At 71.8% G+C, this 18,506-nt stretch carries 15 protein-coding genes and 1 riboswitch; of the genes, 10 read left to right on the forward strand and 5 right to left on the reverse strand.

Going from position 1 to position 18,506, the window contains the following annotated elements; genetic code table 11:
* The first annotated feature begins 162 nt into the window (after window positions 1-162).
* The 4 genes from ACIREI_RS39255 to ACIREI_RS39270 all read left to right on the forward strand — a co-directional run bounded on the left by ACIREI_RS39255 (window position 163) and on the right by ACIREI_RS39270 (window position 4,978).
* The gene (locus ACIREI_RS39255) at window positions 163-1,521 is read left to right on the forward strand and encodes a M16 family metallopeptidase (protein WP_403343773.1); all 1,359 of its coding nucleotides are present in this window, start codon (window positions 163-165) and stop codon (window positions 1,519-1,521) included.
* Window positions 1,518-2,906 (forward strand): M16 family metallopeptidase, encoded by a 1,389-nt coding sequence (locus tag ACIREI_RS39260; protein ID WP_403343776.1) that lies wholly within the window; start codon window positions 1,518-1,520, stop codon window positions 2,904-2,906. Before ACIREI_RS39255 ends, ACIREI_RS39260 begins: the two co-directional genes overlap by 4 nt.
* Window positions 2,907-3,134: 228 nt before the next feature.
* Window positions 3,135-3,297: riboswitch (cyclic di-AMP (ydaO/yuaA leader) on the forward strand.
* Between the two features lie 13 nt (window positions 3,298-3,310).
* Window positions 3,311-4,096 (forward strand): M23 family metallopeptidase, encoded by a 786-nt coding sequence (locus ACIREI_RS39265; RefSeq protein ID WP_403343779.1) that lies wholly within the window; start codon window positions 3,311-3,313, stop codon window positions 4,094-4,096.
* Window positions 4,097-4,282: 186 nt separating this feature from the next.
* Window positions 4,283-4,978 (forward strand): GntR family transcriptional regulator, encoded by a 696-nt coding sequence (locus ACIREI_RS39270; protein WP_403343782.1) that lies wholly within the window; start codon window positions 4,283-4,285, stop codon window positions 4,976-4,978.
* Window positions 4,979-5,169: 191 nt separating this feature from the next.
* Here the strand turns inward: ACIREI_RS39270 and ACIREI_RS39275 are convergent, their stop codons facing one another.
* A complete protein-coding gene (locus ACIREI_RS39275) occupies window positions 5,170-5,451 on the reverse strand; it encodes an HPr family phosphocarrier protein (RefSeq protein ID WP_016432192.1) in 282 nt (93 codons plus the stop codon).
* A gap of 178 nt (window positions 5,452-5,629) precedes the next feature.
* Between ACIREI_RS39275 and ACIREI_RS39280 the strand changes: the two genes are divergently transcribed.
* Genes ACIREI_RS39280 through ACIREI_RS39295 form a run of 4 tightly spaced genes read left to right on the forward strand, consistent with a single transcriptional unit; the run spans window position 5,630 to window position 11,018 of the window.
* Window positions 5,630-8,479, forward strand: a complete 2,850-nt coding sequence (locus ACIREI_RS39280) for a GNAT family N-acetyltransferase (RefSeq protein WP_403343785.1) — start codon at window positions 5,630-5,632, stop codon at window positions 8,477-8,479.
* Window positions 8,480-8,531: 52 nt separating this feature from the next.
* Window positions 8,532-9,119 (forward strand): DUF5998 family protein, encoded by a 588-nt coding sequence (locus ACIREI_RS39285; RefSeq protein ID WP_403343788.1) that lies wholly within the window; start codon window positions 8,532-8,534, stop codon window positions 9,117-9,119.
* 1 nt (window position 9,120) lies between these two features.
* Window positions 9,121-10,314, forward strand: a complete 1,194-nt coding sequence (locus ACIREI_RS39290) for an alkaline phosphatase family protein (RefSeq protein ID WP_403343791.1) — start codon at window positions 9,121-9,123, stop codon at window positions 10,312-10,314.
* A gap of 56 nt (window positions 10,315-10,370) precedes the next feature.
* Window positions 10,371-11,018: a thymidine kinase gene (locus tag ACIREI_RS39295; protein WP_403343793.1), complete on the forward strand. Its 648-nt coding sequence runs from the start codon at window positions 10,371-10,373 to the stop codon at window positions 11,016-11,018.
* A 62-nt stretch (window positions 11,019-11,080) separates the two neighbouring features.
* Here ACIREI_RS39295 and ACIREI_RS39300 read toward each other — a convergent pair whose 3' ends face one another.
* Window positions 11,081-11,884: a VOC family protein gene (locus tag ACIREI_RS39300; protein ID WP_403343796.1), complete on the reverse strand. Its 804-nt coding sequence runs from the start codon at window positions 11,882-11,884 to the stop codon at window positions 11,081-11,083.
* Window positions 11,885-12,180: 296 nt separating this feature from the next.
* Here ACIREI_RS39300 and ACIREI_RS39305 point away from each other — a divergent pair, with 296 nt between their 5' ends.
* Complete coding sequence (locus ACIREI_RS39305; RefSeq protein WP_403343798.1) at window positions 12,181-13,032, forward strand: sulfurtransferase; 852 nt, start codon at window positions 12,181-12,183, stop codon at window positions 13,030-13,032.
* A 110-nt stretch (window positions 13,033-13,142) separates the two neighbouring features.
* Here ACIREI_RS39305 and sepH read toward each other — a convergent pair whose 3' ends face one another.
* The 3 genes from sepH to ACIREI_RS39320 form a co-directional block, all read right to left on the reverse strand.
* Entirely contained in the window at window positions 13,143-14,186 is a 1,044-nt protein-coding gene (sepH, locus tag ACIREI_RS39310) for a septation protein SepH (protein ID WP_403343801.1), read from the reverse strand.
* Window positions 14,187-14,650: 464 nt separating this feature from the next.
* Window positions 14,651-15,970 (reverse strand): D-arabinono-1,4-lactone oxidase, encoded by a 1,320-nt coding sequence (locus ACIREI_RS39315; RefSeq protein WP_403343804.1) that lies wholly within the window; start codon window positions 15,968-15,970, stop codon window positions 14,651-14,653.
* Window positions 15,930-17,168, reverse strand: coding sequence for an MFS transporter (locus ACIREI_RS39320; protein WP_403343806.1), 1,239 nt, complete (start codon window positions 17,166-17,168; stop codon window positions 15,930-15,932). Before ACIREI_RS39320 ends, ACIREI_RS39315 begins: the two co-directional genes overlap by 41 nt.
* A gap of 203 nt (window positions 17,169-17,371) precedes the next feature.
* Here ACIREI_RS39320 and ACIREI_RS39325 point away from each other — a divergent pair, with 203 nt between their 5' ends.
* Window positions 17,372-18,499, forward strand: a complete 1,128-nt coding sequence (locus ACIREI_RS39325) for a ferrochelatase (RefSeq protein ID WP_403343809.1) — start codon at window positions 17,372-17,374, stop codon at window positions 18,497-18,499.
* The last annotated feature ends 7 nt before the right edge of the window (window positions 18,500-18,506 follow it).

An 18,506-nucleotide genomic window follows, 5' to 3' on the forward strand; every position in this document is an offset into this window, starting at 1 on the left:
CGCCGTCCTGTTCCGCGTTCCCGGCCCACGTTCGCCGTCGTACGGACACGGCGTTCTGACCGGGAACTTCGCCGACCCTTCGGACGCTGCATACAGTGGCAGGAACTGAGCACGAACTGCTCGACACAACGCAGTGCACGCGACCGGAAGGACACCTTGCCCATGGGTCACACGGCCACACCGGAGGCACAATCCGGCGGCCTCACCGCGACGGAGCACCGCCTGGCCAACGGCCTGCGCGTGGTGCTCTCCGAGGACCACCTCACGCCGGTCGCCGCGGTCTGTCTCTGGTACGACGTCGGCTCCCGTCACGAGGTCAAGGGCCGTACCGGACTCGCCCACCTCTTCGAGCACCTGATGTTCCAGGGCTCGGCGAGCGTGAAGGGCACGGGCCACTTCGAGCTCGTCCAGGGCGCGGGCGGCTCGCCGAACGGCACCACCAGCTTCGAGCGCACCAATTACTTCGAGACCATGCCCGCCCACCAGCTGGAGCTCGCGCTGTGGCTGGAGGCCGACCGCATGGGCAGCCTCCTGGTGGCGCTCGACGAGGAGGGCCTGGAGAACCAGCGGGACGTCGTCAAGAACGAGCGCCGCCAGCGCTACGACAACGTCCCCTACGGCACCGCGTTCGAGAAGCTGACCGCCCTGTCGTACCCGGACGGACACCCGTACCACCACACGCCGATCGGCTCGATGGCCGACCTGGACGCGGCCAGCCTGGAGGACGCGCGCGCGTTCTTCCGCACCTACTACGCGCCCAACAACGCCGTCCTGTCCATCGTCGGCGACATCGACCCGGAGCAGACGCTCGCCTGGGTCGAGAAGTACTTCGGCTCGATCCCGGCCCACGACGGCAAGCCCGAGCCGCGCGACGGCTCGCTGCCCGAGATCATCGGCGAGCAGCTGCGCGAGGTCGTCGAGGAGAACGTCCCGGCGCGCGCGATGATGGCCGCCTACCGGCTCCCGGCGGACGGCACGCGCGAGTGCGACGCGGCCGACCTGGCGCTGACCGTCCTCGGCGGCGGCGAGTCCTCCCGCCTCTACAACCGCCTGGTCCGCCGCGACCGTACGGCCGTGGCGGCCGGGTTCGGACTGCTGCGCCTGGCCGGAGCGCCCTCCCTGGGCTGGCTGGACGTGAAGACCTCCGGCGATGTCGAGGTGCCCGTCATCGAGGCCGCCGTCGACGAGGAGCTCGCCCGCTTCGCCGCGGACGGCCCCACCGCCGAGGAGATGGAGCGCGCACAGGCCCAGCTGGAGCGCGAGTGGCTGGACCGGCTCGGCACCGTCGCGGGCCGCGCCGACGAACTGTGCCGGTACGCGGTCCTGTTCGGCGACCCGCAGCTCGCCTTCACCGCCGTACAGCGCGTCCTCGACGTCACCGCCGAGGAGGTCCAGGCGGTGGCCAGGGCCCGCCTGCGCCCCGACAACCGCGCGGTGCTCGTGTACGAGCCGACCGCAGCCGAGGCAGAGGACCTCGAGGCAGCCGAGACCACCGACGAGAACGAGGAGTCGGCGCAGTGACCGAGCTCGCCAGCATGGACTTCCACCCGCAGCCCCAGGCCGGCGAGGCCCGGCCCTGGGCGTTCCCGGCGCCCGAGCGCGGCAAGCTGGACAACGGCCTGACGGTCCTGCGCTGCCACCGCCCCGGCCAGCAGGTCATCGCCGTCGAGGTGCTCCTGGACACGCCGCTGGACGCCGAGCCGAAGGGGCTCGACGGCATCGCCACGATCATGGCGCGCGCCTTCTCCGAGGGCACCGACAAGCACACCGCCGAGGAGTTCGCCGCCGAACTGGAGCGCTGCGGCGCCACGCTCGACGCCTACGCCGACCACCCCGGCATCCGCGTCAGCCTCGAGGTTCCGGTCTCCCGCCTGCCCAAGGCGCTCGGCCTGCTCGCCGACGCCCTCAGGGCGCCCCTGTTCGACGACGCCGAGGTCGAGCGCCTGGTGCGCAACCGGCTCGACGAGATCCCGCACGAGCTGGCCAACCCCTCGCGCCGCGCCGCCAAGGAGCTCTCCAGGCAGCTGTTCCCGGCGACCTCTCGTATGTCCCGCCCGCGTCAGGGCACCGAGGACACGGTCGCGGGCATCGACTCCGCGGCCGTGCGCGCCTTCTACGAGCGGCACGTGCGCCCCGCCACCTCCACCGTCGTGGTCGTCGGCGACCTCACGGGCGTGGACCTCGACGCCCTGCTGGGCGACACCCTGGGCGCCTGGACCGGCTCCCCGGCCCAGCCCCGGCCCGTGCCGCCGGTGACCGCGGACGACACCGGGCGCGTCGTCATCGTGGACCGCCCCGGAGCCGTGCAGACGCAGCTGCTGATCGGCCGCATCGGCCCCGACCGGCACGACCGCGTGTGGCCCGCGCAGGTGCTCGGCACCTACTGCCTCGGCGGCACCCTCACCTCCCGCCTGGACAAGGTCCTGCGCGAGGAGAAGGGCTACACCTACGGTGTGCGCGCGTTCGGGCAGGTCCTGCGCTCGGCCCCGGACGGCACGGGCGCGGCCATGCTCGCCATCAGCGGCTCGGTCGACACCCCGAACACCGGCCCGGCGCTGGACGACCTCTGGAAGGTCCTGCGCGGGGTCGCCGATGAGGGGCTCACCGACGCCGAGCGGGACTTCGCCGTGCAGAACCTCGTCGGGGTGGCGCCGCTGAAGTACGAGACGGCCGCCTCCGTGGCGAACACGTTGGCCGACCAGGTCGAGCAGCACCTGCCCGACGACTACCAGGCGACGCTGTACCAGCGGCTCGCCGCGACCGGCACCGTCGAGGCCACCGCGGCGGCCGTGAGCGCCTTCCCGGTGAACCGTCTGGTGACGATCCTCGTCGGCGACGCGGCCGAGATCCGGGAACCTGTCGAGGCCCTCGGCATCGGCGAAGTCACCGTCGTGGCAGCCGAGTAGCAGGCGGACACCGCGCCCGGACACCGCGCCGGGCGACGGCACGCACGCGTAAGGGGCCTTGGTGACTTCGAAGCCACCAGGGCCCCTTTATGCCCGAATTGAGGGAAAGGTTGCCTGTCTGGCCTGTGGGATGCGCTACAAAAGCCGCGATCCGTTTGGGGATTGAAAGTCGTGCCGCTTAGCGTCTTCCGGGCTGTCCGTCAGGCAGTGCGCCGCGCCCGCGGCACCGGACAGCCATCGCCGAGTCCCCGTACGGCGCGAGCCAGGGGAGCCGGGGACCCACCGTAGTCCCTGGGGTGAATCGGACGCCCGCGCAGCCGCGAGGGGGTCCGTAGGAGACCTTCCTGCTCCGAACCCGTCAGCTAACCCGGTAGGCGAGAAGGAAGGAAAGGACCAGCCACTTCATGGCGTTCACCTGCGCCACCGGGAAGAACCGTCCCACCGGGAAGCACCGTCGCCCCAGCCGGTTCGAACGCTCCACCGCCCGCGCGGCCGGCGTCGCGGCTCTCACCGCCACCGGCGTCATGGGCACCCTCGCCGCCCCGGCGCTCGCCGCCGAACCCGCCGCCGAGCAGACCGGCCTCATCCCCGTCGTCACGATCGAGGACTCGATCGCCGACCAGATCGACGCCCAGGCCGCCGCCCAGGAGCAGGCCGCCGAGGAGGCCGCGGCCCGGAAGAAGGCCGCCGAGGAGGCCGCGCGCAAGAAGGCGGCCGAGAAGGCCAAGCAGGAGCGCGAGGCCAAGGAGCGCGCCGCCCGCGAGGCCGAGCGCCAGCGCCTGCTGTCCTACGTCGCCCCGATCTCCGGCTCGTACGTCTCCACCGGCTACAAGGCCGGCGGCGCCGTCTGGTCCTCCGGCAGCCACACGGGCGTCGACTTTCACGCCGCCAGCGGCACCTCCGTCCACGCGGTCGGCTCGGGCACCGTCGTGGAGGCCGGCTGGGGCGGGTCGTACGGCAACAGCATCGTGATCAAGATGAACGACGGGACGTACACCCAGTACGGCCACCTGTCCTCCATAGGCGTCTCGGTGGGCCAGACCGTCACCCCCGGCCAGCAGATAGGCCTGTCCGGCGCCACCGGCAACGTCACCGGAGCGCACCTGCACTTCGAGGCCCGCACGACGGCGGAGTACGGCTCCGACATCGACCCCGTCGCCTACCTCCGCTCCCACGGCGTGAACGTCTGACGACGCAAGCTCCGCCTCTTGGGCCCCGGCTCCCCGAGCCGGGGCTTTCGGCGTTTCGGACGACCGGCTGTCCAAAAAATATCCATGGATTCCGACCCGCCATCGGAAATTCCAGCAGGTTGCAATAGAGTCACTGAACACACGTCATTCGTCGACGTTTCACGGGGATTAAGGCGGAGGTCGGTCATGCGTATTCCGGCGCACTCGGTATGCACCGCGATCCGGGACGACATCGTCGCCGGTGTCTACGAGCGCGGCAGCCGGCTCACCGAGGAACTCCTCGCGCGCCGATACGGCGTCTCCCGCGTCCCCGTGCGGGAGGCCCTGCGCACCCTGGAGGCGGAGGGCTTCGTCGTGACCCGGCGGCACGCGGGCGCGTGCGTGGCCGAACCGACCGAGCAGGAGGCCGCCGACCTGCTCGAGATGCGCACTCTCCTGGAGCCGCTCGGCGCCTCACGGGCCGCCCAGCGGCGCACCGAGGCCCATCTGAAGGTTCTGCGCGGCCTGGTCAGGCTGGGCCAGGAGCGGGCCAGGCGGGGCAACAGCGAGGATCTGCGCTCCCTGGGCGGCTGGTTCCACGAGACGCTGGCCCAGGCCTGCGGCAGCCCCGCCCTGACCTCGATGCTGACCCAGCTGCGGCACAAGATCGCCTGGATGTACGCGGTGGACGCGCCGGTCAACCCTGTGGAGTCCTGGACCGAGCACGGCGCGATCGTGGACGCGGTGGCGCGCGGCGACGGCGAACGCGCCCGTGCGATCACGGCAGTGCACACCGAACGCGCGATCGCCGCGCACCGGCTGCGGTTCGGTTCCACCGGTGAGCGCGCGGAGCGTGTGAGGAATTCGCAACATCCCGTAAACATGCCGAGCCTGCGACATTAACACGGGCGCCGTATACAAAGAGGTGATATTCGGTGGCGGGGAATTCCCGCTGCCCTTTTTCGGGTGCGGCCGTTAATTCTCACGGCTGTCCGCCTCAAAAGCGTGGCCGCCTGCCCGAAAACAGCGAAGCCGCGTCGGCCGGAAAGGCGGACGCGGCTTCACCGTTTGCTCGGCGGTCCCGCTCAGGTCGTTCAGACCGTCTCGGGAAGCTCCTCGAGGCCCTCGGAGACCAGCTTCGCCAGCCGGTCGAGGGCGGCGTCCGCACCCTCGGCGTCGGAGGCGAGGACGATCTCCTCACCGCCCTGGGCGCCCAGGCCCAGAACGGCCAGCATGGAGGCCGCGTTGACGGGGTTGCCGTCGGCCTTGGCGATCGTCACCGGGATACCTGCGGCCGTGGCGGCCCGGACGAAGATGGAAGCGGGGCGGGCGTGAAGGCCCTCGGCCCAGCCGACGTTGACGCGGCGCTCAGCCATGTGATGCTGCCCTTCGGTGTTCAGGGTTGTCTAGACCAGTTTCCCACACCCGTGAAGCATGCCGGGAGGGACAAAACGCCCCTCCTGAGGTGACCGTCGGGTCGCGGCCTCGACCCGCCATACGTCCTCCACAGACTGCCTCGCGCCGTTGTCGGACGCGAGCCGTACTCTGGGCCCCATGCAGAGCGCCTCGGACCGGCACGAGTACCCCGCCCACTGGGAAGCCGACGTGGTGCTGCGCGACGGCGGCACCGCACGCATCCGCCCCATCACCGTTGATGACGCCGAGCGTCTGGTCAGCTTCTACGAGCAGGTGTCGGACGAGTCGAAGTACTACCGCTTCTTCGCGCCCTACCCGCGTCTGTCCGCGAAGGACGTCCACCGCTTCACGCACCACGACTTTGTGGACCGGGTGGGACTCGCGGCCACAGTGGGCGGCGAGTTCATCGCAACCGTACGCTACGACCGGATCGGCGCCGACGGAATGCCCGCGTCGGCACCCGCCGACGAGGCCGAGGTCGCCTTCCTCGTCCAGGACGCCCACCAGGGGCGCGGCGTGGCCTCCGCCCTCCTCGAACACATCGGCGCGGTCGCACGCGAGCGTGGCATCCGCCGCTTCGCCGCCGAGGTACTGCCCGCCAACACCAAGATGATCAAGGTGTTCACCGACGCCGGGTACACCCAGAAGCGCAGCTTCGAGGACGGCGTCGTACGCCTGGAGTTCGACCTGGAGCCGACCGACCGCTCGCTCGCCGTGCAGTACGCGCGCGAGCAGCGCGCCGAGGCGCGGTCCGTGCGGCGGCTGCTGGTACCCGGCTCCGTCGCCGTCATCGGCACCGGCCGCACGCCCGGCGGGGTGGGCCGCAGCGTCCTCGGCAACATCAGGGACGCCGGTTTCACGGGGGCGCTGTACGCCGTGAACAAGGCGTTCCCGGAGGACCTCAAGGAGCTCGACGGCGTGCCCGCGCACCGGTCCGTGCGGGACATCGAAGGGCCCGTCGATCTCGCGGTGGTCGCCGTGCCGGCCGAGTACGTCCCCGAGGTGGTCACCGAGTGCGGTGAGCACGGGGTGCAGGGGCTGGTCGTGGTCTCCGCCGGGTACGCCGAGAGCGGGCCCGACGGGCGCGAGCGGCAGCGCGCACTCGTCCGGCACGCACGCGCGTACGGCATGCGCATCATCGGCCCGAACGCCTTCGGGATCATCAACACCTCCCCCGACGTACGGCTGAACGCCTCCCTCGCGCCCGAGATGCCCCGCCCGGGCCGGATCGGGCTGTTCGCGCAGTCCGGTGCCATCGGGATCGCGCTCCTGTCCCGGCTCCACCGGCGCGGCGGCGGGGTCACCGGGGTCACCGGTGTGTCGACCCTCGTCTCGTCGGGCAACCGGGCCGACGTCTCCGGCAACGATGTCCTGCAGTACTGGTACGACGACCCGGACACGGACGTCGTACTGATGTACCTGGAGTCCATCGGCAACCCGCGCAAGTTCACCCGCCTCGCCCGGCGTACGGCGGCCGCGAAGCCGCTGGTCGTGGTTCAGGGGGCGCGGCACGGTGGCGCGGCGCCACAGGGGCATGCGGTACGGGCCACGCGCCTGCCGCACGCCACGGTGTCCGCGCTGCTGCGGCAGGCCGGCGTGATCCGGGTGGACACGATCACGGAGCTGGTGGACGCGGGGCTGCTGCTCGCGCGTCAGCCGCTGCCGGCCGGGCCGCGCGTGGCGATCCTGGGCAACTCCGAGTCGCTGGGGCTGCTGACGTACGACGCGTGCCTGTCCGAGGGGCTGCGGCCGTTGCCGCCGCTGGACCTGACGACGGGGGCGTCGGCCGCGGACTTCCGGGCGGCGCTGGCCCGCGCGTTGGCGGACGACACCTGCGACGCGGTGGTGGTGACGGCGATCCCGGCGATCGGCGAGGTGTCGCCGGGGGACGAGGAGCTGGCGGAGGCGCTGCGGTCGGCGGCCGAGGCGGTGCCGGGCAAGCCGGTTCTCGTGGTGCACGTGGAGCTGGGCGGGCTGGCGGAGGCCCTGTCGGCCGCGGCGAGCACCGCACCCCAGGCGGGCAGGACGGCGCCCCGCGTCGGGCTCCGCGCCACCCACCCGTTCCGCCCCCTGGACTTCCCGGCCGAGACACCCCCCGAACGGCCGGACCCCGCTGAGAACGCCCCCCGCCTCATCCCCGCCTACCCCGCGGCCGAACGCGCCGTCCGCGCCCTCGCCGAAGCCGTCAAGTACGCGCAGTGGCGGCGTGAGGCGGCCGACCCCGGGAAGGTGCCGGAGTACGAGGACATCGACGAGAAGGGCGCCGCCCGGCTCATCGACGGGCTGCTCGCGCGCGGGCAAGGGCTCACCCTCGGCACGGACGAGACCTGTGACCTGCTCGGCAAGTACGGCGTCCAGGTGCACCGCGCCCTGCACGCCCCCACCCCCGACGCCGCCGCGGACGCCGCCCGCACCCTCGGCTACCCCGTCGCTCTCAAGGCCACCGCCCCGCATCTGCGCCACCGCGCCGACCTCGGCGGCGTCAGGCTCGACCTGGCCGACGAAGAACAACTGCGGCGGGCGTACGCCGAGTTGACCGAGCTGTTCGGCAGGCCGGAGGAGCTGCGGCCGGTCGTGCAGAGCATGGCACCGCGCGGCGTCGACACCGTCGTACGGGCCGTGATCGACCCGGCGGCCGGCGCCGTACTGTCCTTCGGGCTCGCCGGCGCCGCCTCGCAGCTGCTCGGTGACACCGCGCACCGGCTGATCCCGGTCACCGACCGCGACGCGACCTCGATCGTCCGCTCGATCCGGACGGCACCGCTCCTGTTCGGCTGGCGCGGCTCCGCGCCGGTGGACACGCCTGCCCTGGAGGAGCTGCTGCTGAGGGTGTCGCGGCTGGTCGACGACCACCCGGAGGTCGTCGCGGTCACCCTGGAGCCGGTCGTCGTCGCCACGCACGGCGTGAGCGTGCTCGGCGCCTCCGTACGCCTCGCGCCACCGCCCGCCCGCGACGACCTCGGACCGAGGACGCTCCCGACGTACTGAGACCGCGGCGAGCGGTGCCTCGCAGTCAGTGGGCCCCCGTAGGATGGGCGTCATGGCCAAGACCAGTACGACGACCCAGGGGCTGCGTGCGGCGATCGAGCGCAGCGGCTACTACCCGGCCCTCGTGGCCGAGGCGGTGGAGGCCGCTGTTGGCGGCGACGCCATCCGGTCGTACCTGGTCCATCAGGAGACGACGTTCGACCAGAACGAGGTGCGGCGGCATGTGACCGTCCTCGTCCTCACCGGCAACCGCTTCATCGTCAGCCACACCGACGAGCAGGCCGCCGACAGCACCTCCCCGACGCCGTACGCCACCACGTCCACGGAGTCCGTGAAGCTCGGCCGGATCTCGTCGGTGGTGGTCAGCCGTGTGGTCGCCAATCCGGAGCAGTACCAGCCGGGCACGCTGCCCCGCGAGGTCGTGCTGACCATCGGCTGGGGCGCCGTCTCCCGTATCGACCTGGAGCCCGCCGCCTGCGGCGACCCCAACTGCGAGGCCGACCACGGCTACACGGGCAACTCGACGGCGGACGACCTCAGCCTGCGCGTCAGCGAGGCCGGCGACGGCCCGGAGACCGTGCGCCAGGCCCTCGCCTTCGCGCAGTCGCTCTCCGAGGCGACCGCGGACGTCGCCCGCTGAGATGATCCAGCCCGCCACCTGGGACTCCCACCCGGAACCCCTCGCCGTCGACTCCGCGCCCGCCCCCCAGTACGGCAGCGGCTCGCTCGCCGACCTGCTGCCCACGCTGGCCGCCGGCATGGCCGTACCGGGGATGACCGCCGCGATCCCCGAGCTGACCCCCACCGACCGCAACTGCGTGTTCCTGGTCGACGGACTCGGCTGGGAGCAGCTCAAGGCGCACCCCGACGAGGCGCCGTTCATGACCTCGCTCCTGAGCAGCTCGCGCGGCGGCACCGGACGCCCGATCACCGCCGGCTACCCGGCGACCACCGCGACCTCCCTCGCCTCGGTCGGCACCGGCCTGCCGCCGGGCGCCCACGGCCTGCCCGGGTACACCGTGCGCAACCCCGAGACCGGCGAGCTGATGAACCAGCTGCGCTGGAACCCGTGGACGTCGCCGCGCGTCTGGCAGCCGTACCCCACGGTCTTCCAGCTGGCGCACCAGGCGGGCGTGCACGCGGCCCAGGTGTCGTCGCCCACCTTCGAGAACACCCCGCTGACCAAGGTCGCGCTCAGCGGAGGAACGTTCCACGGGCGCCTGACCGGCGAGGAGCGTATGGACCTCGCCGCCGAGCAACTGGCCGCGGGTGACCGCTCCTTGGTCTACACGTACTACGCCGAGCTGGACGGCGCCGGCCACCGCTTCGGCGTCGACTCGGACACCTGGCGCGGTCAGCTCATGTACGTCGACCGGCTCGTCCAGCGCCTCGCCGAGCAGCTGCCGCCGCGCAGCGCGCTCTACGTCACCGCCGACCACGGCATGATCGACGTGCCCTTCGACGAGCAGCACCGCCTCGACTTCGACGAGGACTGGGAACTGCGTGCCGGTGTCGCCCTGCTGGGCGGCGAGGGCCGGGCGCGGCACGTCTACGCGGTGCCCGGTGCCGCGAACGACGTCCTGACCTGCTGGCGCGAGGTGCTGGGCGAGCAGTTCTGGGTGGCCTCCCGGGACGAGGCGATCGCGGCGGGCTGGTTCGGGCCGCGGATCGACGAGCGGGTCCACGACCGCATCGGCGACGTGATCGCGGCCGCGCGGGACGACGTCCTGATCATCGCGTCCGAGCGGGAGCCGAAGGAATCGGCGATGGTCGGCAACCACGGTTCGATGACCCCCGCCGAGCAGCTCGTCCCCCTGCTCGAAGTACGCTCCTGAAACCCTCGTAGCGCTCCCGTGGACCGCACTCTCCGCCGAAAGGTGCTCAACTCGCCATGCCCGAGCTGGTGTTCTTCTCCGGAACGATGGACTGCGGGAAGTCGACGCTGGCTCTCCAGATCGAGCACAACCGTTCGGCGCGTGGCCTGCAGGGCATGATCTTCACTCGCGACGACCGGGCGGGCGAGGGCAAGCTGTCCTCGCGACTCGGCCTGGTCACGGACGCGGTGGAGATCGAGGACGGCATGGACCTGTACGCCTACCTCGTCGACCACCTCTCCCAGGGCGGCCGCGCGGACTACGTCATCGCCGACGAGGCCCAGTTCCTCGCACCGACCCAGATAGACCAACTCGCGCGCGTGGTCGACGACCTGGGCCTCGACGTCTACGCCTTCGGCATCACGACCGACTTCCGCACCAAGCTGTTCCCCGGTTCCCAGCGCCTGGTGGAACTCGCCGACCGGGTGGAGGTGCTCCAGGTCGAGGCCCTGTGCTGGTGCGGCGCCCGCGCCACGCACAACGCCCGCACGATAGGCGGTGCGATGGTCGTCGAGGGGGCCCAGGTGGTCGTCGGCGACGTCAACCAGGCGGACGCGGTCGGCTACGAGGTCCTGTGCCGCCGCCACCACCGCCGCCGCATGACGGCGGCCAGCGCACGGGCGGCGGCGCTGTCCCCGGACGTCCTGCCGATGCAGCCGGCCTGAGCCGCGGCCCATTCGGCGGCGGTCCACGCGTGCAAACGGCCCCGTACTGGCCCTGAACGCCGTCAGCGCGGATCCTGGATCAGGGAGAACCGGGCCCCCTCCGGGTCCGCCACCGTCGCCACGCGGCCGTGGGCGCTGTCGTGGGCCGGGCTGAGGACGTGGCCGCCGAGCTCGACGATCCGGTCCAGCGCCTCGTCCGTGTCGGCCACTTCGAAGTACGTCATCCAGTGCGGGCCGCGATCACGGGGCAGGGCGTTGCCGACGCCGTAGATGCCGGCGACCGGGCGGCCGTCGATGTGCAGGGTGACGTAGTCGAAGTCGGCGGAGACCACCTGCTCCTCCTCGTAGGCGAACATGGCCTCGTAGAACTTGGCGACGTTCACGGACTCGAAGGTCAGCAGTTCGTTCCAGGCGGGGGTGCCGGGTACGCCCGTGACGGTGGTGCCGAGGTGGGCCGCGGTCTGCCAGATGCCGAAGACGGCGCCGGCGGGGTCGGAGCAGATCGCCATCCGGCCGGCCTCGGCGGCGTCCAGCGGGCCCACCCCGACGGTGCCGCCGCACAGCCGTACCGTCTCGGCGGTCAGGTCCACGTCGTTCGAGGCGAGGTAGGGCGTCCAGGCGATGGGGAGGTGGCGGTCGGGCGGCAACTGGCCGATGCCGGCCACCTCATGGCCGTCGAGCAGGGCCCGCACATAGGGGCCGAGTTGCTGGGGGCCGGGCTGGAACTCCCAGCCGAACAGCGCTCCGTAGAACTCCTGGGTCGCGCTCATCCCGTGCACCATCAGGCTCACCCAGCAGGGCGTGCCGGGCGCGTGCCGGGCGTGCGTCGCGCCGTTCGGGCCGGCCGACCCCCGTGCCTCGGTCATCGTCACTCTCTCCTCGGCCCCTCGTGGGGGCCGCGTCGCTTCCGCTGTCCCGACCCCCGAGCCGATGCTCGCACCACCCGTGGCCGCGCGCGCTGCGGGCGCGCCGCCGCACGACGGGCGGCGTCCGGAGGATGCCCGGTGTGCGATTTACCGCCCGTTTCCGTGCGATTGCCGACGGATGTCGATCGGCTGTACAGCATGTGCCCGATCCCGTACGCCTCGTGATCGGGCCTGTCCGGCGGGCAGAGTAACCGGAGCCGGGCGATGCGGCCACCCCGTGCGCAAGGATGGTGACCATGAACGCCATCATCTCCGCATCCGAACTCGCGAGCGAACTGACGGGCGAGAACCCGCCGGTGCTGCTGGACATCCGCTGGCAGCTGACCGTGACCAAGGCGGCCGGTGAGCCGCCGTTCGACGGCCGGGCCGCGTACGAGGCCGGGCACATCCCGGGCGCGGTCTACGTCGACCTGGACCGGGAACTGGCCTCCGCGCCCGGTTCACGCGGCCGTCACCCGTTGCCGGACTTGGCCGAATTCGGCGCGGCGATGCGCCGGTCGGGCGTGTCGTCGTCGGCGCCGGTGGTCGTGTACGACGGCGGGCAGGGCTGGGCTGCGGCCCGGGCATGGTGGCTGTTGCACTGGACGGGTCACCCGGATGTGCGGGTCCTCGACGGCGGGTTGCCTGCCTGGCAGGGGGAGCTGGAGACATCCGTACCGACTCCGGCGGAGGGCGATTTCGAGCCGAAGCCGGCCGCGACGGGCCTTCTCGACGCCGAGGGCGCCGCGGCGCTCGCTCGGTCGGGCGTACTTCTGGACGCCCGAGCGGGGGAGCGGTACCGCGGAGAGGTCGAGCCGATCGATCCGGTCGGCGGTCACATCCCGGGCGCCGTGTCCGCCCCCACGAACGACAACGTCGGCGCGGACGGCCGCTTCCTGCCCGCCGGGGAACTCGCGGCGCGCTTCAAGGCGTTGGGCGCGTCCGAGGGCACGGAGGTCGGCGTGTACTGCGGCTCGGGCGTCTCCGCCGCGCATGAGGTGCTGGCGCTGGCGGTCGCGGGCATTCCGGCCGGGCTGTACGTCGGTTCGTGGTCGGAGTGGTCGTCGGATCCGTCGCGTCCGGTGGCTGTGGGCCCGGATCCGCAGTAGGCGGGGACAGCACGAGGGCCATGCTGCAGGCGGCGTGGCCCTCGTCCTCGTACGGTCATATGTGCGGTCGTACGACCGACACGGCCGCATGACCGACTGCTCCTGCTTGCCTACTCCTGCTTCTTCCTGCGCGTCCCGAACACGATCTCGTCCCAGCTCGGGACGGCTGCCCGGCGACCGGGACGGACGCCGTCCGCTTCGGCCTGGCGGTCCGTGGCGCCGATGAGGCGGTCGCGGTGGCTGCCGACGGAGCGGGGCATGAGGACGTCCGCGTAGGCGGAACCGGCACCGGCCGAGGCGGCGGGGGCCGGAGGTTCCTCCGCGTCCGGTTCGGCGGGAGGTTCCTCGGCGTCCGGCTCCGGCGGCCGCTCCGGGACCACCAGATCGCCCCGGAAGCTGGGCACCGCCTCCAGCAGGCTGGTCAGCGAGTCCCGTTCCTCCGTGGTCTCCTCGGCAGGCTCGGAGGCCTGGGCCGGCAGACTCGGCCGAGCGGTCTCGAGGGCACGGTCCATCCCGCGCTCGCGCGGAAGCCGGGCGATACGCGGAACGAACGGGAAGCTGGGCTCGGGCGCGGCGAGATCCTCGGACTCGCCGATCAGCGAGCGCGCCTCCTCGTCGACGGCCTGTACGAGCCGCCGGGGCGGGTCGTACGTCCAGCTCGCCGAGTGCGGTTCGCCCGCCACCATGTAGACCAGCAGCACTTCCCAGGTGCCGTCGTCCCGGCGCCACGAGTCCCACTGGACGGTGTCCTTGTCGGCGCCGCGCAGCAGCAGCCGCTCCTGGACGGCCTCGCCGAGCTGCGGCCCGGCGGCGTTCTCGCCGGGGCGGCGGACGGGGGTCTTGCGGGCCCGTTCGGCCATGAAGGCGCGCTCGGCGAGCACGGGGCCCTCGAAGCGCCGTACGCGGTCGACGGGGATGCCGGCGAGTTGGGCGACCTCTTCCGCGGTCGCACCAGCGCGTATACGCGCCTGGATGTCGCGGGGGCGGAGATGGCTCTCCACCTCGATCTCGATCTGGCCGAGGCGAGGACGGTCGCCACGCACAGCGGCGCGCAGGCGTTCGTCGATCGGAAGCGTGTACTCCGTTGCGTCGGCAGCCTTCAGCACCAGCCGTGTGCCGTCATTTGAGACGGCCACGACACGCAGTTCGGGCATGGGGACCTCCCGGGTGGTGCCTGCCGACGTCACGTGCGTCGCTGCTTCCGCTAGTCGAGTGTGGCCTGCCCGGGTGCAGCCTGCCACAACCTTGCCGAGTTGCCCGGCGTGTCGGGCGCGGGCCCTGGATCGCCGTTATGGCACGGTTACCTGTTCGCAACGCTAAGTGACCAACTCCGTCACCCTGTGCAACTAGCCCCCTCCCGGCGGTCCTTGAAGGCCACGGACGCCCTGGCGGGAGACCGGACCCAGGGCTCGCAACAGTACTCCATTTGGGCCACGTGCGTGGATTGGCGCGCCGCTCAAGTTCTGGCAAGGGGTGGGACCCGGCCGTTGGTTGAGCGGTTCTCCGATCTTGAACGTGGCGTACTTCACGCAAACGCCGGAAACGGAACTAATGCTTTCGCCCCCCGCCGCTCCTGGCTGCGCAGTTGGCCGGCCGGGTGGTACGAGTCGATCGTGGGCTAGGCCCCCAACACCCGCCGCAGGTAGTCGTTCTGGAACCGGCGGTCCGGATCGAGTCGGTCCCGCAGCGCCGTGAACTCGCCGAAGCGCGGGTACACCTGGGCGAAGTACTCGGCGTCCCGCGTGTGCACCTTCCCCCAGTGCGGCCGCCCCTCGTGCGCGGTGAAGATCCGCTCGGCGGCGGTGAAGTACCGCTGGTACGGCGTGCCCTTGACCATGTGGACGGCGATGTACGCGCTGTCGCGGCCCGACGCGGTGGACAGCGTGATGTCGTCGGCCGGGGCGGTGCGCACCTCGACGGGGAAGCTGACCCGGAGGCCGGAGCGGTCGACCATGGCCTTCAGTTCGCGCAGCGTCTCGACGACGGCCTCGCGCGCGACGGCGTACTCCATCTCCACGAAGCGCACCCGGCGCGGCGATGTGAAGACCTTGTAGGGGATGTCCGTGTAGGTCCGCGCGGACAGCGCCTTGCTGGAGATCTGGGCGATCGCCGGGATCGTGGCGGGTACCGCGCGGCCGACCCACTGCGCCGCCTGGAAGACGCCGTTGGAGAGGAACTCGTCCTCGAACCAGCCCTGGAGCTGCGGCACCGGCTTCTCGGGGCCCGCGCTGCGGTTGTTGCGCTTGGTGTTGGTGTTGCCGGTGTGCGGGAACCAGTAGAACTCGAAGTGCTCGTTCTCGGCCCACAGTTCGTCGAAGTCCGCCAGGACCTTGTCGAACGGCATCGGCTCCTCGCGTGCGGAGAGCAGGAAGATCGGCTCCACGGCGAAGGTGATCGCGGTGACGATGCCCAGGGCGCCGAGGCCGATGCGGGCCGCCCCGAAGACCTCTGGGTTCTCCTTCTCGGAGCAGGTGAGCACGGAGCCGTCGGCCGTGACCAGCTCCAGTCCCTTGATCTGGGCGGCGATCGAGGCCGACTCGCGGCCTGTGCCATGCGTGCCGGTGCTGGTGGCGCCCGAGGCGGTCTGCTCCATGATGTCGCCCATGTTGGTGAGCGACAGGCCCTCGCGCGCCAGGGCCATGTTGAGCCTCTTGAGCGGGGTACCGGCCTCGACCGTGACGGTCATGGCATTCCGGTCAATGTTGCGGATGCCGGTCAACAGTTGAGGGCGGATCAACACGCCGTCGGTGGCGGCAATGGACGTGAAGGAGTGTCCGCTGCCGACCGCCTTCACCTTCAGGCCGTCCTCGGCGGCCCGGCGTATCGCGGCGGACAGCTCCTCGACGGAGGCCGGAGTGACCTCCCGCGCGGGGCGGGCGGCGACGTTGCCGCCCCAGTTACGCCACGTGCCGTTCCTGCCGCTCGCTGTGCTGCTCAACGGTGCCTCCCCGACGCGGAGCCGGCCTGCTGAGCCGGCGGTACCCCAGGAAACCGACCGCGACCGCAATGGCCCCGGACACCGCCGGAACCCCGTACCCGGCGCCCGCACCGGCCGCGTCGATCACCCAGCCGGCCGCGGAGGAGCCGAGCGCGACCCCGACCGCGAGCCCGGTGCTCACCCAGGTCATGCCCTCGGTCAGTTGCGCGCGTGGTACGTGCTCTTCGATCAGGGACATGGTGGTGATCATCGTGGGAGCGACGGCCATGCCCGAGACGAACAGCGCCACGGCCAGAAACGGCAAGTTTCCGACCAGTAGGAGGGGGATCATACTCACGGCCATCGCGCATATGCCCAGTAGCCAGCGAGGTTCGGGCGCCCCCTTGAAGCGCAACAGCCCGAAGACCAGCCCCGCCGCACAGGAGCCCGCCGCGTACAGCGCGAGGACCACGCTCGCGGCGCCCTTGTGCCCCTGCTCGTCCGCGAAGGCCACCGTGACCACGTCGACGGACCCGAAGATCGCTCCGGTCGCCACGAAGGTGGCCACCAGGACCTGCAGCCCCGGCGAGCGCAGAGCCGAGCTGCCGCCGTGGTGCTCGCGCGGATGAGGCGCGGGCTCGGTGGCCCGCTGCGCGGTCAGCCAGAAGACACCGACGGCCAGGAAGCAGCCGGCGAGCAGCGGCCCGGCCTCGGGGAACCACGCCGTGGACAGGCCGATGGAGATGATCGGCCCGAAGATGAAGCACACCTCGTCGATCACGGACTCGAAGGAGTACGCGGTGTGCAGCTGGGGCGTCTCCCGGTACAGCGCGGCCCAGCGGGCGCGGGTCATCGCCCCGACGCTGGGCACGCAGCCGATGCCGACGCAGGCCACGAACAGCACCCAGTCCGGCCAGTCGTAGTGCGCGGCGAACAGCAGCACGGCCCCCGCCACGAGCGAGATCAGCGTCGCCGGGCGCAGCACCCGCCGCTGCCCGTACTGGTCGACCAGGCGTGAGACCTGCGGGCCCGCCACCGCCGCGGAGAGCGCGATCGTGGCCGACAGGGCACCGGCGAGGCCGTAGCGCCCGGTCAGCTGGGAGATCATCGTGACCACGCCGATGCCCATCATCGACAGCGGCATCCGGCCGAGGAAGCCCGCGGCGGTGAAGCCCTTGGTGCCGGGGGCGGCGAACAGGGCGCGGTAGGGGCTCGGCACGGGGGTCTCCGGTCAGGCGGAAGGGGCGGGACTGCGGCGGCTCAGGCGACTCAGGGCGGCGAAGGGCGGCTCGGTAAGGCGTGAGGGCAGCCGATACATCTTACGAGTTAGGTGACCCTAACGCACCTGGCCGGACGAACCGGGAACCCGGGTGGTCACCCCGCCGTTTCCCGGCTGTCAGTACCGAATGACAGGATCGACCCATGCCAGACGCGCGCGATGCCACCCCCTACGACGCCCTGCTCCTGCTCTCCTTCGGCGGTCCCGAGGGCCCGGACGACGTGATCCCGTTCCTGGAGAACGTGACCCGTGGGCGGGGCATCCCCAAGGAACGCCTGAAGGAAGTCGGCGAACACTACTTCCTGTTCGGCGGAGTCAGCCCCATCAACGACCAGAACCGCGCACTGCTCGACGCTCTCCGCAAGGACTTCGCCGAGCACGGCCTGGACCTGCCGATCTACTGGGGAAACCGCAACTGGGCGCCGTACCTGACGGACACCCTGCGCGAGATGGTCGCCGACGGCCGCCGCCGCATCATCGTCCTCGCCACCAGCGCCTACGCCTCCTACTCGGGTTGCCGCCAGTACCGCGAGAACCTCGCCGACTCGCTCGCCGCCCTGGAGGCGGAGGGCCTTCAGCTGCCGAAGGTCGACAAGCTGCGGCACTACTTCAACCACCCGGGCTTCCTGGAGCCGATGATCGACGGTGTGGTCGAGTCCCTCGCCGATCTTCCCGAGGACGTCCGGGACGGCGCGCACATCGCCTTCTCGACCCACTCGATCCCGACCGCGGCCGCGGACACCTCCGGCCCGGTCGAGGAGCAGGGCGACGGCGGCGCGTACGTCGAGCAGCACCTGGACGTCGCGCGGCTGATCGCCGACGCCGTACGCGAGCGCACCGGCGTCGACCACCCCTGGCAGCTCGTCTACCAGTCCCGCTCCGGCGCCCCGCACATCCCGTGGCTGGAGCCCGACATCTGCGACCACCTCGAGGAGCGGCACGCGGCCGGGGTCCCGGCGGTCGTGATCGCCCCCATCGGCTTCGTCTCCGACCACATGGAGGTCCTCTACGACCTCGACACGGAGGCCAAGGCCAAGGCGGAGGAGCTGGGCCTGCCGATGCGCCGCTCGGCCACCGTCGGAGACGACCCGCGCTTCGCCGCCGCGATCCGCGACCTCGTCCTGGAGCGTGCCGCCGTGGAGCGCGGCCAGGAGGTCACGCCCTGCGCCCTCGGTGCGCTGGGCGCCGATCACAACCTCTGTCCGATCGGCTGCTGCCCGGCCCGCGCCCCCAGGCCGGCCGCCGCGGGCGCCGACAGCCCGTACGCGTGAGGAGCCC

Source organism: Streptomyces sp. NPDC093591 (genome assembly GCF_044764885.1).
Classification (GTDB): domain Bacteria; phylum Actinomycetota; class Actinomycetes; order Streptomycetales; family Streptomycetaceae; genus Streptomyces.